Raw genomic sequence first — 20,359 nt, 5'->3', positions numbered from 1 at the left:
CTGCACCGAACCCACAGCAGTAGAAGGAGCAACCGTGGCCGTCAGATCAACCGCAGTACCCGTGACCGCCGTAGCCGGAACCGACAATGACGTCGTGGTCTCCACATCCACCGGAGCCGGATCAGAGACCGTCACCGTCTGACCAGACGCCGACGAACTCACAAACCCAGCGCCAGCAGTGAAGTCAGCCGTAACACTCTGCGCGCCAGCAATATCGAACGCATGGCTCAATGTCGCAACACCGCCAGTCACCGTCACCGGAGAACCGATCGCCGTGCCGTTCGACTTGAACTGCACCGAACCCACAGCAGTAGAAGGAGCAACCGTGGCCGTCAGATCAACCGCAGTACCCGTGACCGCCGTAGCCGGAACCGACAATGACGTCGTCGTCTCCACATCCACTGGTACCGAATTGACAGTGATGGTGGCCAACGGGCCTGCGCCCGCGTTCAGGTTCGCATTTCCCTTTGCATCGCGCGGACTGCACCTGGTCGGCGCCCATTGCGTGCCACCAAGGAAACTGGCGCGGGCGAGCTGAGTATTGAAATTCTTGTCATCGCCGTAATTGGCGGCAGTGCCCGCCGTTCGAATGGTCGGTTGAATTACGCCCGATGCGCCTGCGACCATAGTCACGTCTATCGCAGGCAACCTGAACCAACTGTCGCCGTTGCTGTTTGTGCTGCCGTCCAAGTTCTTCTTGGTTTTGGGAGCTCGGATGCCACCCTCGCTGTTGGTGCTGTTGGCAGCACCATTCCCAACCACCTGATTACTACCTGAAATTCGCAGGTAAGGACCGTTTGCGTCCTCGACACCCGCATCACTGATTCGAATAACACTGGGCGCAACACCATCGAGGTTGAACGAAGTCCCCGCGACGATTGTCGCGCTGACGAAGGTCGCGTTGCTCGGTAGCGTGAAGTCGTTCTTCAAGCGCGACAGGTTCGTCGTCGTCGCACCTGAATCAGAGTTTGGGTAAGAGGATGCATTTGTCTGCATCCGGAAGGTGAATGTTTCTCCGGGAGAAACTGTTTCGGGAGCATCAACTGTAACGGAGCTTGTCGTCATCTTATCGACGGTGAGCACGGACTTCGCCTGACACGCAGTCTGAAAGGTCGTCGTAACAGGCGCCGCTGACGCGGGCGTGCCGACCAGCAGCATTCCGGCGACCATGGCGGTTCCGGTTATGGGCACGGCGAATCGCCGCAACTGAGAGATTTGGGGCATGGGCACTTCCTTCGGAAGGGCAAACATGAGCAGTGGATTCGGACAAAACGTGTGCGCGCCGTCACAACATAACGAAAAAACTAGTACGTGTACTACTTTTGGCAAGACACTTGTCCAATTCACCCCGGACTCACCCTCGTATCACCAGACGCGGGATGGAAAAGCAGGGTATGGAAACTCGATTGAACGCAAAACTATCGCCAAAGCGGCCCATCGACAACGCTTTTGGTGGTCACCGCGCCATTCGGCGGGAAAAAGCTGATATTTCGTCAGTTCGGAAAAAGTTCCAAACCTACCAGTACGAAAGTACGAAAAGGGCCGCGACGGAGTCCGTCGCGGCCCTGGTTGTGTTGGTTCAGCGTGTCAGCGAAGCACATCCGTGCCGACAAACGGCACCAATGCCTCGGGCACTCGCACCGAGCCGTCGGCCTGCTGATGGTTCTCGAGAATCGACACGATCCAGCGCGTCGTAGCCAAGGTGCCGTTGAGGGTGGCGGCCGTCTGCGGCTTGCCGTTCTCGTCGCGGTACCGAACTCCGAGGCGACGGGCCTGGAACGTCGTGCAGTTGGACGTCGATGTCAGCTCGCGGTAGGTGCCCTGCGTCGGAACCCACGCTTCGCAGTCGAACTTACGCGCGGCCGAAGAACCTAGATCTCCGCCGGCGACGTCGATCACGCGGTACGGAACGTCGATGGCGGCCAACATGTCTCGCTCCCAGCCGAGAAGACGCTGGTGTTCGGCGTCGGCATCCTCGGGACGGCAGTACGTGAACATCTCGACCTTGTCGAACTGATGGACACGGATGATGCCGCGGGTGTCCTTGCCGTAGCTGCCGGCCTCGCGGCGGAAGCACGAGGACCAACCGGCGTAGCGCTTCGGGCCTTCGTTCAGTTCGAGGATCTCGCCCGAGTGGTAGCCGGCCATCGGCACCTCGGAAGTTCCGACGAGGTACAGGTCGTCATCCTGCAGGTGGTAGATCTCGTCCGAGTGAGCGCCGAGGAAGCCGGTACCGGCCATGATTTCCGGGCGTACGAGTACAGGCGGAATCATCATCGTGAAGCCGTTGGCGATCGCCTTCTGCGCGGCCAACTGCAGCAGTCCGAGCTGGAGCATGGCTCCGTAGCCGGTCATGAAGTAGAAGCGCGAACCCGAGACCTTGGCGCCGCGTTCCATGTCGATCAGGCCGAGCGACTCACCCAGTTCGAGGTGATCCTTCGGCTCGAAGTCGAACTTCGGAATCTCACCGACGTGTTCGAGCACGATGTAATCGTCCTCGCCACCGGCCGGCGCACCTTCCTGTACGACGTTGGAAATCGCGCGGTGTGCGGCGTCGAGTGCGGCCTGCGCCTCGTGCTGCGCGGCCTCGGCTTCCTTGACCTTTGCCGCCAGTTCCTTGGAACCCTCGAGCAGCGCCGGACGCTCCTCCGGAGATGCCTGTCCGACCTTCTTGCCGAAGGCCTTCTGCTCTGCGCGGAGGTTGTCTCCGGTCAGGACGGCAGCGCGTCGGGACGCGTCGGCTTCGAGCAGAGCATCGACCAGTCCTGGATCTTCTCCACGGGTGCGCTGCGACTCGCGGACGATTTCGGGGTTCTCACGGAGAAACTTGAGGTCAATCACGACTTCGAACTTTACCCACTCACCGCAGCTCGCCGACGCTCACGTCCACGTCGAAGAGGGGGAGATCACGATTCGAGCAGACTCAGGTAATCCTCGCGTCCGAACATCCGAGCCGCGTCGACGGCAGTCGGGTGTCCGCCTTTCGGGTCGGCTCCACCGTTCACCAGCGCTTTCACCACCGCATCCTCGCCCTTGAAGACGGCTCCGGCGAGTGGTGTCTGATTCTTGTCGTTGGGTCGGTTGACGTCGGCGCCGCGATCGATCAAGGCAACGACGGCGTCAGCGTGACCGTGATACGCGGCCAACATGACGAGCGTGTCGCCGCTCTCGTTGGTCAGATTGACGGGAACTCCGGCATCGACGTACGACGCCAGCCCGGCTGCATCGCCGGTTCGTGCCATGTCGAAGAGCCGGCCCGCCAGCTCGACAGCCTCGGGATCGAGTGGGGTGTTTTCGCTCATGACTACAAAATACTCACAGACGCGATTGTGAGTTTTGTAGTGAAGGTTCGATATCGCCACGGCAACAGGCATGATGGAATCGATGTCCGAAGACAAGATCGAGAAGTCGCCAGATCCGGCAGATCCCCAGGGGGCGCCGGCGAAGAAAACTGTCTCCGCGAGTCGCACCCGCCGGGTCCTGGCTGCCGTCGCGGTGGGAGCGGTGGTCGCCGCGATCGCAACGATCGCGATTTCCGGTGGATTGAACAAGGACGACTCGTCCTCGGTCAGTGTCAGTGGCGGCGGTCCAGCAGCGACGGGCTCTGCTCGCGACGACGCTTTCACCGCGGCTGCCGCCGGCGACTGCCTCAACTGGACGCCTGCGACCGAGTCGGGTGGGGACCGCACGGACATGTCGAAGGTTCAGTGCGGAAGTGAGCACCGCTTCGAAGTTGCCGGTCCACTCGATCTGTCGGTGTTCCCCGGCGCCGAGTTCGGCCCCGGTTCCCGGTACCCGGGCGCCCTTCGATTCGCCGAACTACGCGACGAGCACTGCACACCCATCGTCATGTCCTACCTCGGTTCGAAATTCGATCCCAAGGGCAAGTTCAGCGTCGGCCTGATGTTCCCGAGCGAATCCGGTTGGGCCTCGGGCGAGCGCGCACTGCGTTGCGGCTTGCAGTTCTCGACGACGACCGGCGAACTACAACCGTTCGTGGGCCGCGTGGCGGACCAGGACCAATCGAACGTGTGGGACGTCGGCACGTGCATCGGCATCAACCAGAACCTCCCGACCGATCCGGTCGATTGTGCGAAACCGCATGCATACGAGGTTATTTCGGTGATCGACCTCGGCACTCAGTTCCCCGGCGCGATGCCGTCGGTGGAAGATCAGGACCGCTATCTCGAAGGCGTCTGTACTCAGGCATCCAACGAGTACCTGGGTTCCGCAGACGCACTTCGCGACAAGACGCTGACGCTGTTCTGGGACAACATTTCACTGGAAAGCTGGTTGGCCGGTAGCCGCCGAGTCAATTGTTCGATCGGCAAAGAGGTCGAAACCGGCGGGTTTGCCGCGATCACCGGAAGCGCCAAGGGCGAGATCCTGATCAACGGTGCCGCTCCGGTTCCGCCACCCGCTGCACCGGAAGGTCGGTCGTTGCCGACGCCGTTGCCCGGCGCAGCTCCGCCGTCGTAAGCCATGACGGTGACTATGACGCCCGACCGGTTCGAGGAACTGGTCGGCGAGGCACTGGATCTGATTCCGCCAGAACTTGCGAAGGCCATCGACAATGTCGTGGTGCTGGTCGAAGCACGTGACGAGGAAGAACCGGGGCTGCTCGGTTTGTATCAGGGCGTCGCTCTGACCGAGCGGGATTCTCATTACGGCGGGTACCTGCCGGACACGGTCACCATTTTCCGCGATTCGATCCTCGATATCTGTGCATCCGAGGACGAGGTAGTTCACGAGGTTGCGGTGACCGTCATCCACGAGATCGCGCATTACTTCGGCATCGAAGAGGACAGGTTGCACGAACTCGGCTGGGGATAGGGGCAAAGTCGTCCGATTTTGGGGGGAACCAAAAGCGACCGGCATGCATCAAACTAGGTGCGGGGGATTTCGACGGCTGTGTGCACGACCTCCCGACCACTTATCCGCCCTGGTCAGGAAGGAGTTCGGCACTATGTACGTCGATCCTCAAGCCCTAGTTGCCGCCGCAATAGAACTCGAGTCTGCGGCGACGCGCTTGCGCGGAATCGTCTCCACTGCGCAGCCGACGCTGCGCGTCCTTCCGGCCGGGTCCGACGAAGTCTCCGGTAGCGCGGCACATTACTTCAACACCATCTCGGGCAGCCTTGCCTCGTCCACCGATCGGGCAATCGAGGAGCTCACCGCGGCTGCGGCTGCTCTGCGCAAGAATGCAGCTGCCTACGAGCTCGAAGACCAGCTCACCAAGACCAGCCTGGCGGCCGCACCGATCTGATCGACAGCGATCGAACTCGGCAACTTCGAACTCGACAACTTCGAACTCGGCAACACAGTCACACTTCCTGGGGGGAAGAACAATGGTCGGCATCACGGGCGTCATCTGGTATCCGCGGGGCGCAGCACCCAACTCTGCAGCACTGGTCGCCGGGGCCGGGCCGGTCCCTCTCGGTGTGGCGGCCGGTGCTTGGTCCACCGTTTCGTCCGGACTTACCGCCACCGCTGCGTCCATCTCTCGCGTGATGGCGGACCTTCGCACCGGGTGGTCAGGAGAAGCAGCCGATGCCGCGTTGAGCAAGTTCGCACCGTTCCAGGAATGGGCTGGTGCGGCCGCGCTGCTCGCGGGAGAAACTGCAGGTAAGGCCCAGGTGCAGTCCGGCTCGTACACGGTTGCCACGCTCGCCATGCCGTCCCTGCCCGAGATTGCAGCGGTTCAAGCGGCCAAGGTCGCCGCGTACTCCATCGGCGGGGCGCTGGTAGGCGGGGCCGCTGCAGCCGAGGCTGCCGAAGAAGCTCTCAAGATTCGAGCGGCGGTGACGATGGAAACGTACGACGCCGCAACGGCCCATCTGGCCGTGCAGCAGAACTTCGACTCACCACCGTCCATCGCGGAACCCACAGCTGGGGCTTCCGCTTCGGCCGAAAGCCCAGGCAGCGCCGCTCGACAGTCCGTCGTGCACGCGGCATCCACGCTCGCTGACGTAATCGCGGATCCTGTGCGCGCCGCAACCGCTGCTGTCGCATCTGTAGTTTCCAGCCCGGTATTTGCCGCCGCTGCCTCGCAGGCCGGTGCCATCTCCGGTGGAGTTGCCACCGCAGCCAGCGCCACCACCACCGCAGTCACGGGCGCCACCAGTGCCGTATCAGCTCTCGCGACGGCAGGAGCACGACTCGGCGGCGCAGGGCTGAGCGCTTCCGCACCGTCACTGTTCGGTTCCCCGTCGGCAGGCCGGGCACCGGCACAGGTCAGCGCAGCATCCGCGACTACCGGAGTCGGAACAAGTGCAGGCTCGTCGTCGAGCGTCAGCATCGGCCGGCACGCTCTTCCCGATCCCTCCACCGGCCAGAGCGCCGCACGCCAGAACCCCGTGACCTCGCCGGTTCAGGGCACCGCGGATACCGTCAGAGTGGATCCCGCCCGAACCGCGGGCGGATCTGCGCCGATCGCCGGCGGCCGTCATGCCGCCCAAGCGGAAGACGAGACCGAGCACGAGACACCCGATTATCTCAAGCACTTCGAACACTTCGCCGACGGCCGGACGGTCATCCCTTCGGTGATCGGTGGAGCGCTTGAAACCGCAGAGCGTTGACGGTGGATCTCGGCACCTCACCTGACGGCTGGAATTTGCCGGTCGTCACGGTGTCACAGGACGAAATCGACTATGTACGTGAGCGACTCGGTCTCGATGCGCTTCCCGTGGTTCTCGGTGGCGCGTCGGTCCACGGCAGTGCAAGCGCTCACCATACAGCGATGCAGTCCGCGGCGGATTCACTCTCCGAGCGCGATCTCCTCCCGGGTGGGGAGATCCATCACGAGCTCAGTGCCCGCCTGCGCGTCCTGACTCACCCCAAGTGGGAGTTGGCGCTGCGTCGGCATGCCGGCGGAAGCATTTCACGCCTCTGCATCGCGCAGGGCGAATTCCTTTGTGTCGAAGCAACATCAACCGAATCTTCGTTTGCGCTACGCAGTGTCACGTCCGAACCGGCCGTACCCGTGGTCACCGCGCTCGGCAGCGCCGAAGCAATGCCGATCGCCGTGATCAACGCACCGACCGAAATGCTGAGCCTGGCCTTCGGCGCCGGCCCGGATGCCGACAGCGTGACCTCTGCCTTGATCAACGCCGGGATACCCGAAGACGAAGCGCACCAACTGGGTAGCGCAATCGTCACCTGTACCGCTTTCGCCGAATTGGTCGGAATACCACACAGTTTGGGAGCGACGACGCTCATGACCGGCGCAGTGACGGTGTACGACACCTTGGCCGGCCGGCTCGTGGGTTCGACCACTCGGGCTGCCGACGGCACCGAATGGACATCCATCAGTTCCGGAACACCCCACCGCCTTCGGCAAGCCGTGAACGCGCTGGTAACCGAACTCGAGGAATCGACGCCGGACACTTCCGGGTAACCTCGGGGCGTCCCTTCAACGCCCGGAGCCTTACTTCAGCATGCAGTTCTCGCGTCAACCGTCGTCACCGGGCGAACAAGGCTCGGTCGGCACGATCGATCGGCCGACCGAAGAACGGGCAACAACACCTCACCGACAAGATCTGAACGGCCTGCGTGGCCTTGCCATCGGTTTGGTGGTCGTGTTCCACGTGTGGTTCGGACGGGTATCGGGCGGGGTGGATGTCTTCCTGGTTCTGTCCGGGTACTTCTTCGTCGGCTCACTGGTTCGACGCGCCGAAGCCGGGGGCTCGTCGAACCCGCTCCCAGCACTGCGGCGAGTGTTTCTGCGGCTGTTCCCTCTGATCGCGGTGGTCAGCGTCTTGACTGCGATCGGGACCGCGCTGCTGTTGCCGCGGACGCGCTGGGCAGATCTGGGTGATCAACTGATCGCGGTGCTCGGCTTCTTCCAGAACTGGCAGCTCGCCAGCACCGCAAGCGATTACCTGGCCGCCGATGGTTCGGTCACTCCCCTGCAGCATCTCTGGTCGATGGCCGTGCAAGGTCAGTTCTATCTCCTGGCCATTGCACTCGTCTCGGTGATCGCCTACCTGGCTGCGCGCGTGAATCCGAACTACTTTCGACCCTCGCTCGCGGTCACCCTCTTCGTTCTGGCCGCCGGATCTTTCCTCTACGCGCTCGCCAAATCGTCACGCCATCAAGCTTGGGCGTACTACGACTCCGGTGCCAGGTTGTGGGAATTGGCTCTCGGAGGTCTGCTCGCGGTTCTGATGACCAGCACGCGCAGTCGGCAGATCGCGTCGTTGCCGTTCTCGATCCGGGCAACGATCGGTTGGGCGGGTCTTTCGTCGATCCTGTTGTGCGGCGTCGTTCTCGACGGCGCGGCGCAGTTCCCCGGCCCGTGGGCGCTGGTGCCGGTGCTGGCAACTCTTGCGCTGATCCTGTCCGGAGTCGGCGACGACGCACCCTGGACGTCGCAGACACTCGCCCATCCGGCTCTGACGTGGCTCGGCTCGTTCGCGTTCGCGCTGTACCTGATTCACTGGCCCATCCTGGTGTTTGCGCTCGTGATCACCGGACGTCCCGAAGCCGGCCTGCTCGGCGGGGCACTGATCATCGCCCTCTCCGTCGCCGGGGCGCTCGCACTCCGGCGCCTGGTCGAGGTTCCGGTGGAGCGCGGAGGCCGCTCGCGCCGATTGACCGTTCTGGCTTGTGTCATCACCGCTGCCGTGGTCCTCGCAGCTTCGGTCGCTTGGCAGTCGTACGCGAGCAGCCAGACGACGGGCCAACGGGCGGTCGACACCCTCGACCTCCCTACCCATCCCGGCGCACTCGCACTCACGGACGGTGCCGATGTACCCAAGGCGTCGATGGTTCCCTCGATCTTCGATGCGCCGCTGGACCTTCCGGCCAGCACGCTCGACGGTTGTATCGCCGATTTTCTCGAGCGGGACGTCGTCCACTGCACCTACGGCGACGCCGACGCCGACAGAACCATCGCTCTCGCGGGCGGTTCGCACTCCGAACACTGGCTCACTGCGCTCGACGAACTCGGCAAGAGCCACGGGTTCCGCGTCGACACGTATCTGAAGATGGGCTGCCCGCTCACGATCGACTCCATGCAGACGTTGTCGGACAACGATTATCCGGATTGCGTCGACTGGTCGCGTGGAGTGCTGACCGAGTTGGCCGACGCCTCACCCGATTTCGTGTTCACGACGGCAACCAGGCCGAGTTCCGACGGTCCCGGCGACGTGACGCCGGAGTCGTACGTGCACGTGTGGGAGGAACTGGGGCGCGACGGTATCGACGTGCTCGCCATTCGCGACACCCCGTGGTTGCATCACGACGGCGTCGCCTACCGCGCGATCGACTGCCTGGCGACCACCACCTCACCCGATCACTGCGCGATGCCACGGTCGGAGATGCTCAGCGACGTCAATCCGGCACCGTCGGCAATTGTCGATCTGACCAACGTCCGGCTACTCGACCTCAGCGACGGCGTGTGCGGACCGGAGTTGTGCCGCGTCGTGGAGGGAAATGTGTTGGTGTATCACGATTCCCACCACCTGACCGCCAGTTACGTGAGCACCCTGTCCGCCGAACTCGGGCGCCAACTGAGCGTCCAGACCGGCTGGTGGTGAAGCAGGCGGTCAGCCCATCACGTCGTCGGCACCGGGGATGAGCCGATGCTCGAACGGCGGATTCACAGCTCCCCAGCGCAGGCACTCCCAGCTTCCGTCGGCCGAGGGCAACAGTTCGACGGTCTCGGTGTTGGCCAGGTGGTTGTTGGCGGCGAACAGACCGGGGACACCGGCAAGTTGGGCGGCGACAAGACGGATCGCCGCACCATGACTGACCACGACGATGTCTCCGCCGTCGCGTGAGCCTTCGAGAAATTCTTCCCGCAACGCGTTGACCACGGGGACGTACCGTTCCAGCACGTCGTATCCCGTTTCGCCGCCGGGAATGCGGGCGCCGAGGTTCCCGGTGTGCCAGTGATGGAACGTCTCCATGAACAGTCGGTGCGCGGCTTCGTCGGTGCGATCCTCGAGATCCCCGGCCTGCACCTCGTGCAGTCCGTCCCGCACATCCAGGGAGACGCCCGCCGCCTGCTCCACGAAACCTGCTGTCTGCCGTGCACGCAACGCCAACGACGACACAAGTGCGAGGGGCGGGGCCGAAGCGAGGCCGATGCCCAACGTTTCGGCCTGCGCCAACCCTGCCGGCGTGAGTTTTGCTCCAGGCAAGGCGGTGTCGAGACGCTTGGCGACATTCGCCTCCGTCTGACCGTGCCGAACGAGGATGAGCCTTCCGGTCATCGTTCTCCCTCTCCCCGCTTGAGCTCGTCGATCCAGTTGATTGCTTCTTCGTCCGAAGGTGGTTGTGGCCCGGTCGAATTCGCTGTTGCCCACGATCCGAGGAAGCGGACTCCGGATTTGCGATGCAGTGCACGCATCGCTTCGGCCACCAACGAGTCCTCGATGTGCCCGACGCAGTCCACGAAGAAGCGATAAGTACCCAATTCCGTTCGCATCGGCCGCGATTCGATCCGAGTCAGATCGATACCGCGAGCTGCGAATTCGGAGAGTGCACGTACCAGGGAGCCCGGAGCGTTGTCGAGGTGAAGCACCAGCGCGGTGCGATCGGCACCGGTCCGCGGCGGAACCGGGGCCGGCTTGGTGACCAGCACGAAGCGTGTGCGGGCACCGCCCACATCGGCGACGTTGTCCGCGAGGCTGTCGAGTTCGAGCATCTGACCGGCCAGCGCCGTGGACACACCGGCGTCAACGGTTCCGGCCTGCACATCCAGGGCCGCACCGGCATTGGACGAGGCCAGCACTACCTCGGCTTGTGGAAGGTTCTCGGCGATCCATCCGCGGACCTGTGCGCCCGCATGTGGGTAGGCCCCGATCGTGCGGACCTGATCTGCGGTAGTCCCGGCCCGAACCAGGATGGAGAAGCTCACGTCCAGATCGGTTTCGGCCACGATCTGCAGCGGCGAACCGAGGGCCAGCGAATCGAGCGTCGGCGCTACGCCGCCTTCCACCGAGTTCTCGAAGGGAACCACGGCCCCGTCGACCGAACCCTCGCGAACCATGTCGAGCGTCGCCGGCGGACTTCCTGCCGGTACTCGCTCGACGGTTTCGCCGAACGCGCCCTCAGCCTCCAACTGGGCGAGAGCTATCTCCGTGAAGGTTCCCGACGGACCGAAATACGCGATTCTTGGCACGCCTACGAGATTACGCACCGACCCGCGCCGGTCACTGCAAACCCGCGGCACGCAGAGCGGTTTCCACCGCCTGCGGATCCGCAACCTCGATCGTGAGCAGCACCTCGCGCATCGCGGACGCGGCTTCCGGGATCAGAGCAGTGAGTTTTTCCGGCTTCGGATCGACTATCGCGGCGCGAACGTCATCGCCGCGCAGTGCGGCGACGGTGCCACACAGCAGGGCGATCACCTCGTCGGCGTCGGCGGCGCGGGCGACGAAACCGACGGACTCGTGCGCGAGTACCGCCAGGAAATCGGCCACTTCGGTGGGCGTACGACCGGCGGCGAGTCCGGGAATCCGGCCACCTTCGCACAGTCGCAGTGCCGCTTCGGCAGGCGTCAGTTCCTCTTCACCGCCGTCGACGTACACCGCGAGCGGAGCGGGCAGGCGCAGCGCGATCGCGTCGTCGATCTGGTCGGTGGTGACGTCGAGGTCGAAACGCACGGCCTCGTACGACGCACCGGTGTCCGCACGTAGTTTCTCGGGATCGATGTCGAGACGGACGACCACCCGGCCCGCGGCTTCGGCGCCGATCAGGGCGGACGCCGGAACGACCGGGAGAAAGAGTGCTTCGAGGAGTCCGCGCGAGTTTCTCGGGGCGGGCAGCCCGAGTGAGAGAGGAATGGCCACGGACAAACCGTAACCCCGGCGAAGTCGACGGATTCCACGCGAGTTGCGTAAAAGTCTTGCGATTCACACCGGAGCACCTTAGGTTAGGGTTACCTCATCATCCGATGGAGTTCGAGAGAACACCCGCCAAGGGGGCAGCATGGCAACGAAGACCAGCACCGGCCCGTCCACCGCCGAACGCGTCCGCAGCGCCTGCGTGCGCGCACAGGACGCAGTTCTCGCCATCGAAGGCAGCGACCCCACCGTCACGTCGGTGCATCACCTGCGTTCGAACGGTGACGTCGTCGTTGCAGTCCCACATGCCTCCGCGGCTGCGGCTCTGGCCTGGAACTCCGGCGGCGGCGGCTTGCCTGCCGTCCTCGAGATCACCGATCACGCACCACTGCGACTGCGCGAGCCCGTGCGCTCCCTCGTGTGGCTTCGCGGCACGTTGCACGCGGTGCCCGATTATGAGGCACGCGTTCTCGCCGACGACGTCGCATCCGAACATCCCCACCCGGGACTTCTCGACATCGGCCACACCTCGGTCCTTCTTCGTTTGAGCCTGGCCTCGGCTGTAGTCGCTGATTCGACGGGAGCGGAACCCGTCGCCGTGGACGAACTGCTGAACGCCAGCCCCGATCCCTTCTGGGAAATGGAAACGGCGTGGCTACAGCATCTCGACGAAGACCACCGCGACCTCGTGGACCTGCTCGTGCGCAAGCTTCCCCCGTACATGCGCACCGGACGCGTTCGGCCACTCGGCATCGACCGCTACGGCCTGCGCCTGCGGGTCGAGGATCACACCGGTGACCGCGACGTGTGGATGCCGTTCGCCAACCCCGTCGACGACACTCCCGCGCTGAGCCGCGCCATCCGCATGCTGGTCGGGTGCCCTTTCCTCAACGGCCTCCGATCGGGCGGCGCATCGAACGGCTAGCGTTGCGCGGGTGAATGCCCGCGAAACCGTCCGCACGTGGTTACGGCCGCCGACTCCCGTCCCGGCCGGCCCGGCGCTCGATCCGGCCGCCAGACGCGGAGTCTGGATCGAGATCACGATCGTCCTGCTGGTCACCTTCGGACTCAGCGGATTGTCCGGGATCCTGTCGCTCGCCGAATCCTTGGCGACGCCGGTTGCGCTCTCGGATCAGACGGTTGCGCTCAATCCCTCGCGGGCCGCCATCGACTGGATCGACCTGGCGCGCCAATTACTGGGCGTCGCAAAGCTTCTCGCATGGGCAGCGCTAGGACTCTATCTACTGTGGCGCTCGGGGATCGGTCCGCGTGCTGCGGGGCTGACTCCCAAACCTCGATTCGGACGCGACATAGCCCCGGGTTTCGGCTTGGCCGCCGTGATCGGTCTCCCCGGCCTGGTGTTCTATCTCGTGGCTCAGGCGCTCAGCGTCAACCTCACCGTCCAGGCCAGCGCGCTCGACGACCACTGGTGGCGGGTGCCGATCCTCGTACTGTCCGCAATCGCGAACTCCGGCGCCGAAGAGGTGCTGGTCGTCGCCTACCTGATCACTCGCCTCCGAACGCTGGGTTGGAGCGAGAACAAATCGCTGCTCGCATCGTCACTCCTGCGCGGCAGTTACCACCTCTATCAGGGGTTCGGCGGCGGCGTCGGAAACGTGATCATGGGGCTCGTGTTCGGCCGGTACTGGCAGCGCACCGGGAAACTCTGGCCACTGGTCATCGCCCACGCTCTCATCGACATGGTGGCGTTCATCGGTTACGCCCTCCTGCGCGATCACGTCTCCTGGCTGCCGTGACCGGTACCGTGAACTGGTGACCGGCGACTCCGAATATCCTCAGCGCCCTCCGCGGCGCCAGCCGCCAGGGCCACCTCCGCGTGGACCGATGCCTCCGAGGCAGAACCCTCCACGCCCGAATCCACCCCGTCAGGGCCCACCCCCGCAGCGGCGTCCACCGATGCCGCCGGAAGGCCCGACAGTCATACGCCGCGACGGACACCCGCCGCAGCAGAATCCGGCCAATCAAGCCTGGTCACAGGCCCCACAACAAGCGCCGCAGCAACCCAGACGCGAGGACTGGGCACCGACCCAGCGCCCGCAGCCGTTCCAGGACGATCCCCGTCGTCAGGGTGGGCAGCGTCAGGATCCGCAGCGTCAGGCCAAGTACGCGCCCGCTCCGCCGCGCCGAACCCCGCCGAACGCCCCGCCGCGCCCTCCTGAACCACCGAAGCAGCGACGCCCACGTAAGCGTCGTAGCTGGGGTAAACGTATCGGCATCACGTTGTTGGTGTTGCTGCTCGCATTGGCCGGTGCGCTCTATTACGTCGACAGTTCGCTCAATCGAATCGACGCGCTGCCTGACTACGCAGGACGCGTCGCCGATACTCCGGGAACGAACTGGCTGATCGTCGGCTCCGACTCTCGTGAGGGGCTCACCCCCGAGCAGGAGCAAGCCCTTGCGACGGGCGGCGACACCGGACCCAAGCGCACTGACACGGTGATCTTGGTCCACGTCCCCAAGAGCGGGAAGACGACGATGGTCAGCATCCCGCGCGACTCGTACGTTCCGATCCCCGGCTACGGCTCGGACAAGATCAACGCCGCCTTCGCCTTCGGTGGCGCTCCCTTGTTGGTGCAGACCGTCGAGGAGGCAACGGGGCTTCGCATCGACCACTACGCCGAGATCGGATTCAGCGGGTTCGCGGGCATCGTCGATGCCGTCGGCGGCGTCAACGTGTGCCTGGCTCAGCCGATCGACGACCCGCTGGCCGGGATCAACCTCCCCGCCGGATGTCAGGACTTGAAGGGTTCGGACGCACTCGGGTTCGTGCGAACTCGCGCCACGGCGCTCGCCGACCTCGACCGCATGAACAACCAGCGCCAGTTCATGTCGGCGTTGCTGTCGAAGGCGACCAGTCCGACCACGTTCCTCAATCCGTTCCGGTTGTGGCCACTCGTCTCCGATACCGCCAAGTCTCTACAGGTCGACGAGAGCGATCACATCTGGAATCTGGCCTCACTCGCCTGGGCGCTTCGGGGAGGGATGACCACCACCACGGTTCCCGTCGCTGGTTTCGAGGACGTCGACGGTTCGGGCAACGTGCTGTTGTGGGACAAGGCACGCGCTTCCCAGTTCTTCGACGCCCTCGCCAACGATCAACAGATTCCGCAGGATCTGATCACCACCGGGTGATCGCCCTGAGTTCCGGTCGTACCGAGGGAGGACAATCCGGGCGAACAAATCGCTTTTCGGCAGGACGCGGAATCAGCGGCCGAAAAATACCGTGAAGGTATGAACAAAACACACCACAGGTACCGCACTCTCGCCGTCGTGGCCGCCGCCGTCGGAGCTGCTGCACTCGTGACATCCTGCTCCGGAACCTTCGAGAAGTTCGACGACTCCAAGGCGTACAAGAAGACCGAAACCTTCTCGTTTGCACGAACATCCAACGGAATCGACACGCTGCCGAGTTGGGTTCCGGCCGGCGCGACGGATATCGACGAGATCATCCGCACCACCGGCAACGAACGCATCCTGCGAATGAAAGCGAACGTCGCGGAGATCGATCACAACATCTGTACTGCACTTCCCACTGCCGAAACGCGCCCGGCCTCCCTGTCCGCTCAGTGGTGGCCTGAGGGGATCGAAAAGAGCAGCTCGTTCCAGTGCGGCGACTGGTACGTCGGCGAAAAAGACTCGTTCGTCTACGGGTACCGACCGGAATCTCTCGGCTTCATCATCGATCAGCTCGACAAGAAGTAGCTCCCTCTCAGCGGCGACGACCCAGTAACCTGTTGGGATGACACAGGCGAAGAACTCGAGCGAATTCACCACTCTGCTGCGTCAGCAGATCCGTAACGAGTTCACTGCATCGCAGCAGTACATCGCGGTAGCGGTGTACTTCGATGCTCACGATCTTCCGCAGATGGCCGCGCGCTTCTACAGCCAGGCCACCGAGGAACGCGGTCACGCGATGATGATGATCCAGTACCTGCTCGACAACGACCTCGACGTGGACGTTCCCGGTATCGACGACGTCGTGACGAAATTCGACAGTGTCCGGGCTCCGGTCGAATTGGCACTCGAGCAGGAGAAGACGGTCACCGAGCAGGTGACGCAGCTGGCACGTACAGCTCGCGATACCGGCGACTACCTGGGCGAGCAGTTCATGCAGTGGTTCCTCAAGGAACAGGTCGAGGAAGTGGCAAGCATGACAACACTTCTCACCATCGTCGACCGCGCAGGCGACAACCTGTTCCACCTCGAAACGTTTGTCGCACGCGAGATGAACACCCCGGTCGCTGCCGACGCAATGGCGCCGACGCCCGCCGGCGGCGGCGGCGTCTGAGGGCCACCGGCCTACCGAGTCTCGGGCCGCTCGGCGGCGCTCAGTGATCTGAGAAAGTTGTTGTACGCCTCAAGATCACTGTCGCCGTCGATCTCGGCGCGGCGGTCCAGGGCGGCATTCATCCGTTTGTCGTCCCGGTTCCAGCGCATTGCGAAGATCACGACCACCACCAGCGCGACGGGCTCTCCGTACGACCACGCGAGGGCGCCCGCCAGCTGCTGATCCTGCATGACGTCCACGCCCCACTCCGGAGGCGGATCCACGAACGTGGTCAGCAGCGGTTTTGTCGCCATCATGAGTACGACGCCGATGAACACGTGCAGCGGCATCTCCACGAACAGGTCGAAACAGCGCCCGAGGTAGCTCTGCCGCACCGGGAGTGGGCCGGTCGCGAGCACCGGCATGATGAAGAGCAGACCGCTGGCGAGAAAGAAGATCTCGAGCGAAACGTGTCCGGCCGGTAACGCCGAGACAGTGTCGAAGATCGGCGACAGATAGATCCCGTAGTAACTGAACAGAAATACCGGGATCGTGAAACCGGGGTGCAGCATCCACCGCGCCGGTGGGCTACGCAATGCCGAGAGGGCAAGCACGAGAACACCTTTTCCTATCCCTCGATGCGGCGTCGAACGCAGTAGCAGCAGTCCCGGCGAACCCAGTACCCAGAGCGGCGGGATCGCCATCGAGAGCGTCAGGTGTTGGAACATCCAGACACTGAAGAGTTCGTAGCCGTAGCTCTCGACCTTCAGTCCGGTTACCGCGATCAGCAGCAGGCACCCACCCAGGAAACACGCTGTCCGATGCCACGGCCACGGTCTCCCACTCGCGCGAACTCGCCGAGCGCCAGTCCAATACCAGAGCGCAAGAACAACTCCCAGCGCAGGAAGAAGCGGGAGGGATGAAGTATCCCACTCCAGCATCTGCCCGATCGACGGCGGCGTGTCGTTCACGAACGCTTCACCGGCGGGTCCTCCTTCGTCTCCATGCGGGTACCGTCGACTCTACACCTAACTACTATGTTGGATAGTATTTAGGAATTCGACGGAAGGTCCAGGTGCACAGCAGTGTCCAGAAGCATGAAGATATCCGCCGCCCTGATCGCGGTGTTCGCGGTAGCTCTGATCACGTTCATCACCGTCGACCCGATCCGGGCGGACAACGAAAGCACCGATCGGGCAGCACAATCCACCGCCGTCCTCACCGACGACGCGTACCGATTGACCTCGGCCGCCGACGGCAAGGTGAACCTGGTCGAGTTCCTCGACTTCGAATGCGAGGCCTGCCGCGCGCTGTACCCGACGATGGAGCGAATCAGAGCCGAGTACGAGGATCGAATCACGTTCGGGATCAGATACTTTCCGATTCCGAGTCACACCAACAGCACTCTCGCGGCGCAGGTCGTCGAATCCGCATCTCGCCAGGGCAAGTTCGTCGAGATGTATCAACGGATGTACGAGACGCAGTCGCAGTGGGGTGAATCTGCCGAATCGCAGGAGGTGCTGTTCCGCTCCTACGCACAAGATCTCGGCCTCGACATGACCCGATTCGACTCCGACCTCGGCAGCCGCGGCGTCCGCGAGCGGGTCGAGCGCGACTTCGAAGAAGGTCGACGCCTCGGCGTCCAGGGCACGCCCACCCTCTTTCTGAACGATGTGAAACTGGCCCCGATGCCGACCTACGAAGATCTGAAAGCCCAGATCGACACCGTACTGGGACAATGAACTCCGTCCTTACCGGTCGCATTCTGGCTGTCGCCGGCCTTGCCGGCCTGATCGCGTCATTCGTCCTGACGCTCGAGAAGCTGGCAACGCTGAGCGACCCGGCGTACGTACCGTCGTGCAGCATCAACCCGATCATCAGCTGCGGCACCATCATGAGTTCACCGCAGGCCGAGGTGTTCGGATTCCCCAATCCGATATCGGGTCTGATCGGCTTCACCGCGCTCACCACTGTCGGGGTCCTCGCTGCTACCGGAGTATCTCTCCCGCGGTGGTGCTGGTTCGCCACACTCGCCGGGCTGGCCCTGGCCGCGACATTTGTTCACTGGTTGATCTTCGCGAGTCTCTATTCGATCCAGGCGCTGTGCCCCTACTGCATGATCGTCTGGATCTCGGTGGTGTGTTCACTCTGGTATTGCGCCCTGCACCTTGCGGTTTCGCGAACCAACAGCGCCACGGCCGCCACCGCCGCCAGATACCACTCGGTAGTGCCCACGGTATGGATGCTCCTTGTGGTGCTTGCAATCACCGAGGCCTTCTGGTGGTACTGGCGGACACTCGCCTGAGTACGGGATTCAGGTCAGAACAGCGCAGATACCCGCGGAGACAGCTACCGTCACGGCTGCGGCAACGGCCGTCGTGACAGCCGCCGGCACACAGGCCGCCACCGCGCAGGTCAGTCGCCGAGGCGACGCCACGTCGCCGTCGACCAGGGAACGCAATCGCACTGCGGTCGCGCCGCCGTGATCGCCCAAGCTCCAGTCCGGTTGAGGAAGCGGCGATTTCGACACCACGGCAAGAGCGGAACGCACCGCAGCCGGGCTGGTGACGCGAGCGGCGTGCCGGTCCGCCGACAGTTCCACGATCGCGCCGACGGCAGCAGGTGCCGCCGCGAACAACGGCACTCGCGGCAGAACAGCGGCCAGGACTTCGCACGCACCGACGATTCGGTGATGACCGCCGCTCAGGTGTGCACGCTCGTGCGCGAGGACCGCGTCACGCTCGCCTCCGGTAAGAGCGGATGACAAGCCTTGCGTCGCAACGACAAATCCAGGTTTTCCGGCGACGCTGTAGGCCATCGGCAGCGGATGATCCAACCACAACACGTCGGACTCCGAGTTGTCGCGGCGCGCGACGATCGAGAGAACATCACGATGGAAATCTCGCACCCTCGCGTGCTCACGCGCTTGTTTGCGGCCGGCCAGCACGATCCGAACGGCGATCAAACCCACCGCAGCAACGGCTGTGCCGGTGATCAGTTCACCTACCCACGAACTCGTGCCGTGCGCGAAGGCGCTGAAGCACCGAGCGATACCGTCGACCAGCCCCTCGACCGGTGCGTGGCTCGGCCACACCAGAACCAAGACCGCGGAGAGAGCGAGATACAGAGCCGACGCCATACTGCCGAGCCACGCCGCGAGTAGCACCGCCGGTGACAACGCCGAGGAAACGGCTCGCAATACCCGCGGGACCAAAAATCCCACGAGTACCGCACCGAGAAGCATCGGCAACGCCAATGTCATTGCGCACCTTCCCCGGAAAGACCTCGGCGCAGGGCCTCGTTCTCGGCGTCCGTCATGGTCTTGGCGAAGTGCAACAGCACGGCAGCGGAATCGGAACTGCTGTCCAACAATTCGCGCAGAGCCCTGGAGGTGGCTTCTTCACGGGTGCGGCTCGGCCGATAGAAGTAGGCGCGACTCTTCTTCTCGCGACTCACCCACCCCTTGTCGTAGAGATGCGTCACGACGGTCAGGATGGTGGTGTACGCGAGCTGTCGACGCTCGCCCAAGATCTCGACCAGATCCTTGACCGAGAGTGCGTCGTCGGACTGCCAGAGCACATCCATGACCTCGGCTTCGAGTCCGCCCAGCCCCTGCATTGCTCCTCCATCGCGTCGTGACAGAACTTCAGTCGCCCGTGGTCTTCTCCCCGAACGACACGCCCCGGGAATTCAGATACGCGAGCGGATCGGTCTTCTGTCCGTCAGATTGCCACACCTCGTAGTGCAGGTGTGGTCCTGTCGATTGTCCACGATTGCCGACGGTCGCGATCAGCTCACCCGCCAGCACCTTCTGACCGGCGACCACGAGCGCCTCGTTGATGTGTCCGTAGACGCCGACGGTCCCGTCGTCCTGCTGGATGCGGACCCAGAGCCCGAATCCCGCGGCGGGACCGGATTCGAGCACAACTCCGTCGGTCGCGGACACGATGGGCGTTCCGATCGCGTTCGCGATGTCGAGACCGTAGTGGGTGGTTCCCCACCGTGGACCGAAGTTGGACGTCATCGTCCCGCTGACGGGGGCCATCACCTGCGGCTTCTCTGCCTCGTACCTCAGCGCCGCTCGCTCGGATTCGAGTTGTCGCGTCTTGCCGAGTTGTTCGGCTATTCCGGCAAGATCCGTCGTTCGAACAAGGTCGAGGATCTCCGGCACCGACACCGCCGCCACATCCTCGACTGCAACCGGCGGCGGCGATGCGTGCCCGATGGAAGTGCCGGACGCCAGGATTGCGCCCGTCGCCACGGAAACCGCGGCTATGCG

General features: G+C 63.8%; 23 protein-coding genes. 13 read left to right on the top strand and 10 right to left on the bottom strand.

Going from position 1 to position 20,359, the window contains the following annotated elements; all coding sequences use genetic code 11:
• The 3 genes from ACFQ6Y_RS14295 to ACFQ6Y_RS14285 form a co-directional block, all read right to left on the bottom strand.
• On the bottom strand, window positions 1-1,224 hold a 1,224-nt coding region (locus ACFQ6Y_RS14295; protein ID WP_378633602.1), incomplete at its 3' end, for an Ig-like domain-containing protein.
• A gap of 363 nt (window positions 1,225-1,587) precedes the next feature.
• Complete coding sequence (serS, locus tag ACFQ6Y_RS14290; RefSeq protein WP_007736032.1) at window positions 1,588-2,841, bottom strand: serine--tRNA ligase; 1,254 nt, start codon at window positions 2,839-2,841, stop codon at window positions 1,588-1,590.
• Window positions 2,842-2,906: 65 nt separating this feature from the next.
• Window positions 2,907-3,302 (bottom strand): ankyrin repeat domain-containing protein, encoded by a 396-nt coding sequence (locus ACFQ6Y_RS14285; RefSeq protein ID WP_230816040.1) that lies wholly within the window; start codon window positions 3,300-3,302, stop codon window positions 2,907-2,909.
• Window positions 3,303-3,372: 70 nt separating this feature from the next.
• Here ACFQ6Y_RS14285 and ACFQ6Y_RS14280 point away from each other — a divergent pair, with 70 nt between their 5' ends.
• From ACFQ6Y_RS14280 to ACFQ6Y_RS14255, 6 genes are all read left to right on the top strand, one after another.
• Window positions 3,373-4,479, top strand: coding sequence for a septum formation family protein (locus ACFQ6Y_RS14280; protein WP_378633599.1), 1,107 nt, complete (start codon window positions 3,373-3,375; stop codon window positions 4,477-4,479).
• 3 nt (window positions 4,480-4,482) lie between these two features.
• Complete coding sequence (locus ACFQ6Y_RS14275; protein ID WP_007736028.1) at window positions 4,483-4,833, top strand: metallopeptidase family protein; 351 nt, start codon at window positions 4,483-4,485, stop codon at window positions 4,831-4,833.
• Window positions 4,834-4,966: 133 nt separating this feature from the next.
• On the top strand, window positions 4,967-5,266 hold the full coding sequence (locus ACFQ6Y_RS14270) for a PE family protein (protein ID WP_378633596.1): 300 nt from the start codon (window positions 4,967-4,969) through the stop codon (window positions 5,264-5,266).
• 82 nt (window positions 5,267-5,348) lie between these two features.
• On the top strand, window positions 5,349-6,578 hold the full coding sequence (locus ACFQ6Y_RS14265; RefSeq protein WP_378633592.1) for a PPE domain-containing protein: 1,230 nt from the start codon (window positions 5,349-5,351) through the stop codon (window positions 6,576-6,578).
• Window positions 6,579-6,580: 2 nt separating this feature from the next.
• The gene (locus tag ACFQ6Y_RS14260) at window positions 6,581-7,396 is read left to right on the top strand and encodes an ESX secretion-associated protein EspG (RefSeq protein ID WP_378633587.1); all 816 of its coding nucleotides are present in this window, start codon (window positions 6,581-6,583) and stop codon (window positions 7,394-7,396) included.
• 40 nt (window positions 7,397-7,436) lie between these two features.
• Entirely contained in the window at window positions 7,437-9,539 is a 2,103-nt protein-coding gene (locus ACFQ6Y_RS14255) for an acyltransferase family protein (RefSeq protein WP_378633583.1), read from the top strand.
• Window positions 9,540-9,548: 9 nt separating this feature from the next.
• On the opposite strand, the gene ACFQ6Y_RS14250 is transcribed toward ACFQ6Y_RS14255, so the two are convergent.
• The 3 genes from ACFQ6Y_RS14250 to ACFQ6Y_RS14240 are packed head-to-tail and all read right to left on the bottom strand — an operon-like array spanning window position 9,549 to window position 11,798.
• A complete protein-coding gene (locus ACFQ6Y_RS14250; RefSeq protein WP_378633579.1) occupies window positions 9,549-10,217 on the bottom strand; it encodes a histidine phosphatase family protein in 669 nt (222 codons plus the stop codon).
• Complete coding sequence (gene pheA, locus ACFQ6Y_RS14245; protein ID WP_378540852.1) at window positions 10,214-11,128, bottom strand: prephenate dehydratase; 915 nt, start codon at window positions 11,126-11,128, stop codon at window positions 10,214-10,216. Before pheA ends, ACFQ6Y_RS14250 begins: the two co-directional genes overlap by 4 nt.
• Before the next feature lie 31 nt (window positions 11,129-11,159).
• Window positions 11,160-11,798 (bottom strand): hypothetical protein, encoded by a 639-nt coding sequence (locus tag ACFQ6Y_RS14240; protein WP_378633576.1) that lies wholly within the window; start codon window positions 11,796-11,798, stop codon window positions 11,160-11,162.
• Window positions 11,799-11,937: 139 nt separating this feature from the next.
• Here ACFQ6Y_RS14240 and ACFQ6Y_RS14235 point away from each other — a divergent pair, with 139 nt between their 5' ends.
• From ACFQ6Y_RS14235 to ACFQ6Y_RS14215, 5 genes are all read left to right on the top strand, one after another.
• The gene (locus tag ACFQ6Y_RS14235) at window positions 11,938-12,717 is read left to right on the top strand and encodes a DUF2470 domain-containing protein (protein WP_378633572.1); all 780 of its coding nucleotides are present in this window, start codon (window positions 11,938-11,940) and stop codon (window positions 12,715-12,717) included.
• Between the two features lie 10 nt (window positions 12,718-12,727).
• Window positions 12,728-13,549, top strand: a complete 822-nt coding sequence (locus ACFQ6Y_RS14230) for a CPBP family intramembrane glutamic endopeptidase (protein WP_378536487.1) — start codon at window positions 12,728-12,730, stop codon at window positions 13,547-13,549.
• 160 nt (window positions 13,550-13,709) lie between these two features.
• Window positions 13,710-14,945 carry an LCP family protein gene (locus ACFQ6Y_RS14225; RefSeq protein ID WP_378633567.1) on the top strand — a complete coding sequence of 412 codons (1,236 nt, stop codon included), beginning with the start codon at window positions 13,710-13,712 and terminating at the stop codon, window positions 14,943-14,945.
• A gap of 99 nt (window positions 14,946-15,044) precedes the next feature.
• Entirely contained in the window at window positions 15,045-15,515 is a 471-nt protein-coding gene (locus ACFQ6Y_RS14220; RefSeq protein ID WP_378633564.1) for a hypothetical protein, read from the top strand.
• Between the two features lie 37 nt (window positions 15,516-15,552).
• Complete coding sequence (locus ACFQ6Y_RS14215) at window positions 15,553-16,101, top strand: ferritin (RefSeq protein WP_378633560.1); 549 nt, start codon at window positions 15,553-15,555, stop codon at window positions 16,099-16,101.
• Window positions 16,102-16,112: 11 nt separating this feature from the next.
• Here the strand turns inward: ACFQ6Y_RS14215 and ACFQ6Y_RS14210 are convergent, their stop codons facing one another.
• Window positions 16,113-17,051: a cytochrome c oxidase assembly protein gene (locus ACFQ6Y_RS14210; protein ID WP_378633557.1), complete on the bottom strand. Its 939-nt coding sequence runs from the start codon at window positions 17,049-17,051 to the stop codon at window positions 16,113-16,115.
• A gap of 126 nt (window positions 17,052-17,177) precedes the next feature.
• Between ACFQ6Y_RS14210 and ACFQ6Y_RS14205 the strand changes: the two genes are divergently transcribed.
• Both ACFQ6Y_RS14205 and ACFQ6Y_RS14200 read left to right on the top strand, forming a co-directional pair.
• Entirely contained in the window at window positions 17,178-17,822 is a 645-nt protein-coding gene (locus ACFQ6Y_RS14205) for a DsbA family protein (protein ID WP_378540863.1), read from the top strand.
• The gene (locus tag ACFQ6Y_RS14200) at window positions 17,819-18,385 is read left to right on the top strand and encodes a vitamin K epoxide reductase family protein (protein ID WP_378633553.1); all 567 of its coding nucleotides are present in this window, start codon (window positions 17,819-17,821) and stop codon (window positions 18,383-18,385) included. Before ACFQ6Y_RS14205 ends, ACFQ6Y_RS14200 begins: the two co-directional genes overlap by 4 nt.
• 9 nt (window positions 18,386-18,394) lie before the next feature.
• Here the strand turns inward: ACFQ6Y_RS14200 and ACFQ6Y_RS14195 are convergent, their stop codons facing one another.
• Genes ACFQ6Y_RS14195 through ACFQ6Y_RS14185 form a run of 3 tightly spaced genes read right to left on the bottom strand, consistent with a single transcriptional unit; the run spans window position 18,395 to window position 20,356 of the window.
• Window positions 18,395-19,342 carry a M56 family metallopeptidase gene (locus ACFQ6Y_RS14195; RefSeq protein ID WP_378633550.1) on the bottom strand — a complete coding sequence of 316 codons (948 nt, stop codon included), beginning with the start codon at window positions 19,340-19,342 and terminating at the stop codon, window positions 18,395-18,397.
• On the bottom strand, window positions 19,339-19,698 hold the full coding sequence (locus tag ACFQ6Y_RS14190; protein ID WP_378540870.1) for a BlaI/MecI/CopY family transcriptional regulator: 360 nt from the start codon (window positions 19,696-19,698) through the stop codon (window positions 19,339-19,341). The genes ACFQ6Y_RS14195 and ACFQ6Y_RS14190 overlap by 4 nt, the downstream gene beginning before the upstream one ends.
• Window positions 19,699-19,726: 28 nt before the next feature.
• Window positions 19,727-20,356 (bottom strand): M23 family metallopeptidase, encoded by a 630-nt coding sequence (locus ACFQ6Y_RS14185; RefSeq protein ID WP_378634346.1) that lies wholly within the window; start codon window positions 20,354-20,356, stop codon window positions 19,727-19,729.
• Window positions 20,357-20,359 lie beyond the last annotated feature (3 nt).

Origin of the sequence: Rhodococcus sp. NPDC056516, from assembly GCF_042794655.1 — a bacterium.
In the GTDB taxonomy this organism is placed as follows: Bacteria; Actinomycetota; Actinomycetes; order Mycobacteriales; family Mycobacteriaceae; genus Rhodococcus_F.
The sequence above is the reverse complement of the archived record's forward strand: the minus strand, read 5'-3'. Positions and strand labels throughout refer to the sequence as shown.

Bases quoted from the DNA above. Each gene is read 5' to 3' on its own strand.
- ACFQ6Y_RS14200 (WP_378633553.1), top strand. From the start codon at position 17,819: ATGAACTCCGTCCTTACCGGTCGCATTCTGGCTGTCGCCGGCCTTGCC.
- ACFQ6Y_RS14270 (WP_378633596.1), top strand. From the start codon at position 4,967: ATGTACGTCGATCCTCAAGCCCTAGTTGCCGCCGCAATAGAACTCGAG.
- ACFQ6Y_RS14220 (WP_378633564.1), top strand. From the start codon at position 15,045: ATGAACAAAACACACCACAGGTACCGCACTCTCGCCGTCGTGGCCGCC.
- ACFQ6Y_RS14255 (WP_378633583.1), top strand. From the start codon at position 7,437: ATGCAGTTCTCGCGTCAACCGTCGTCACCGGGCGAACAAGGCTCGGTC.
- ACFQ6Y_RS14275 (WP_007736028.1), top strand. From the start codon at position 4,483: ATGACGGTGACTATGACGCCCGACCGGTTCGAGGAACTGGTCGGCGAG.
- ACFQ6Y_RS14250 (WP_378633579.1), bottom strand. From the start codon at position 10,217: ATGACCGGAAGGCTCATCCTCGTTCGGCACGGTCAGACGGAGGCGAAT.
- ACFQ6Y_RS14280 (WP_378633599.1), top strand. From the start codon at position 3,373: ATGATGGAATCGATGTCCGAAGACAAGATCGAGAAGTCGCCAGATCCG.
- ACFQ6Y_RS14190 (WP_378540870.1), bottom strand. From the start codon at position 19,698: ATGCAGGGGCTGGGCGGACTCGAAGCCGAGGTCATGGATGTGCTCTGG.
- ACFQ6Y_RS14285 (WP_230816040.1), bottom strand. From the start codon at position 3,302: ATGAGCGAAAACACCCCACTCGATCCCGAGGCTGTCGAGCTGGCGGGC.
- ACFQ6Y_RS14225 (WP_378633567.1), top strand. From the start codon at position 13,710: ATGCCGCCGGAAGGCCCGACAGTCATACGCCGCGACGGACACCCGCCG.
- ACFQ6Y_RS14265 (WP_378633592.1), top strand. From the start codon at position 5,349: ATGGTCGGCATCACGGGCGTCATCTGGTATCCGCGGGGCGCAGCACCC.
- ACFQ6Y_RS14195 (WP_378633550.1), bottom strand. From the start codon at position 19,342: ATGACATTGGCGTTGCCGATGCTTCTCGGTGCGGTACTCGTGGGATTT.
- ACFQ6Y_RS14205 (WP_378540863.1), top strand. From the start codon at position 17,178: ATGAAGATATCCGCCGCCCTGATCGCGGTGTTCGCGGTAGCTCTGATC.
- ACFQ6Y_RS14215 (WP_378633560.1), top strand. From the start codon at position 15,553: ATGACACAGGCGAAGAACTCGAGCGAATTCACCACTCTGCTGCGTCAG.
- ACFQ6Y_RS14235 (WP_378633572.1), top strand. From the start codon at position 11,938: ATGGCAACGAAGACCAGCACCGGCCCGTCCACCGCCGAACGCGTCCGC.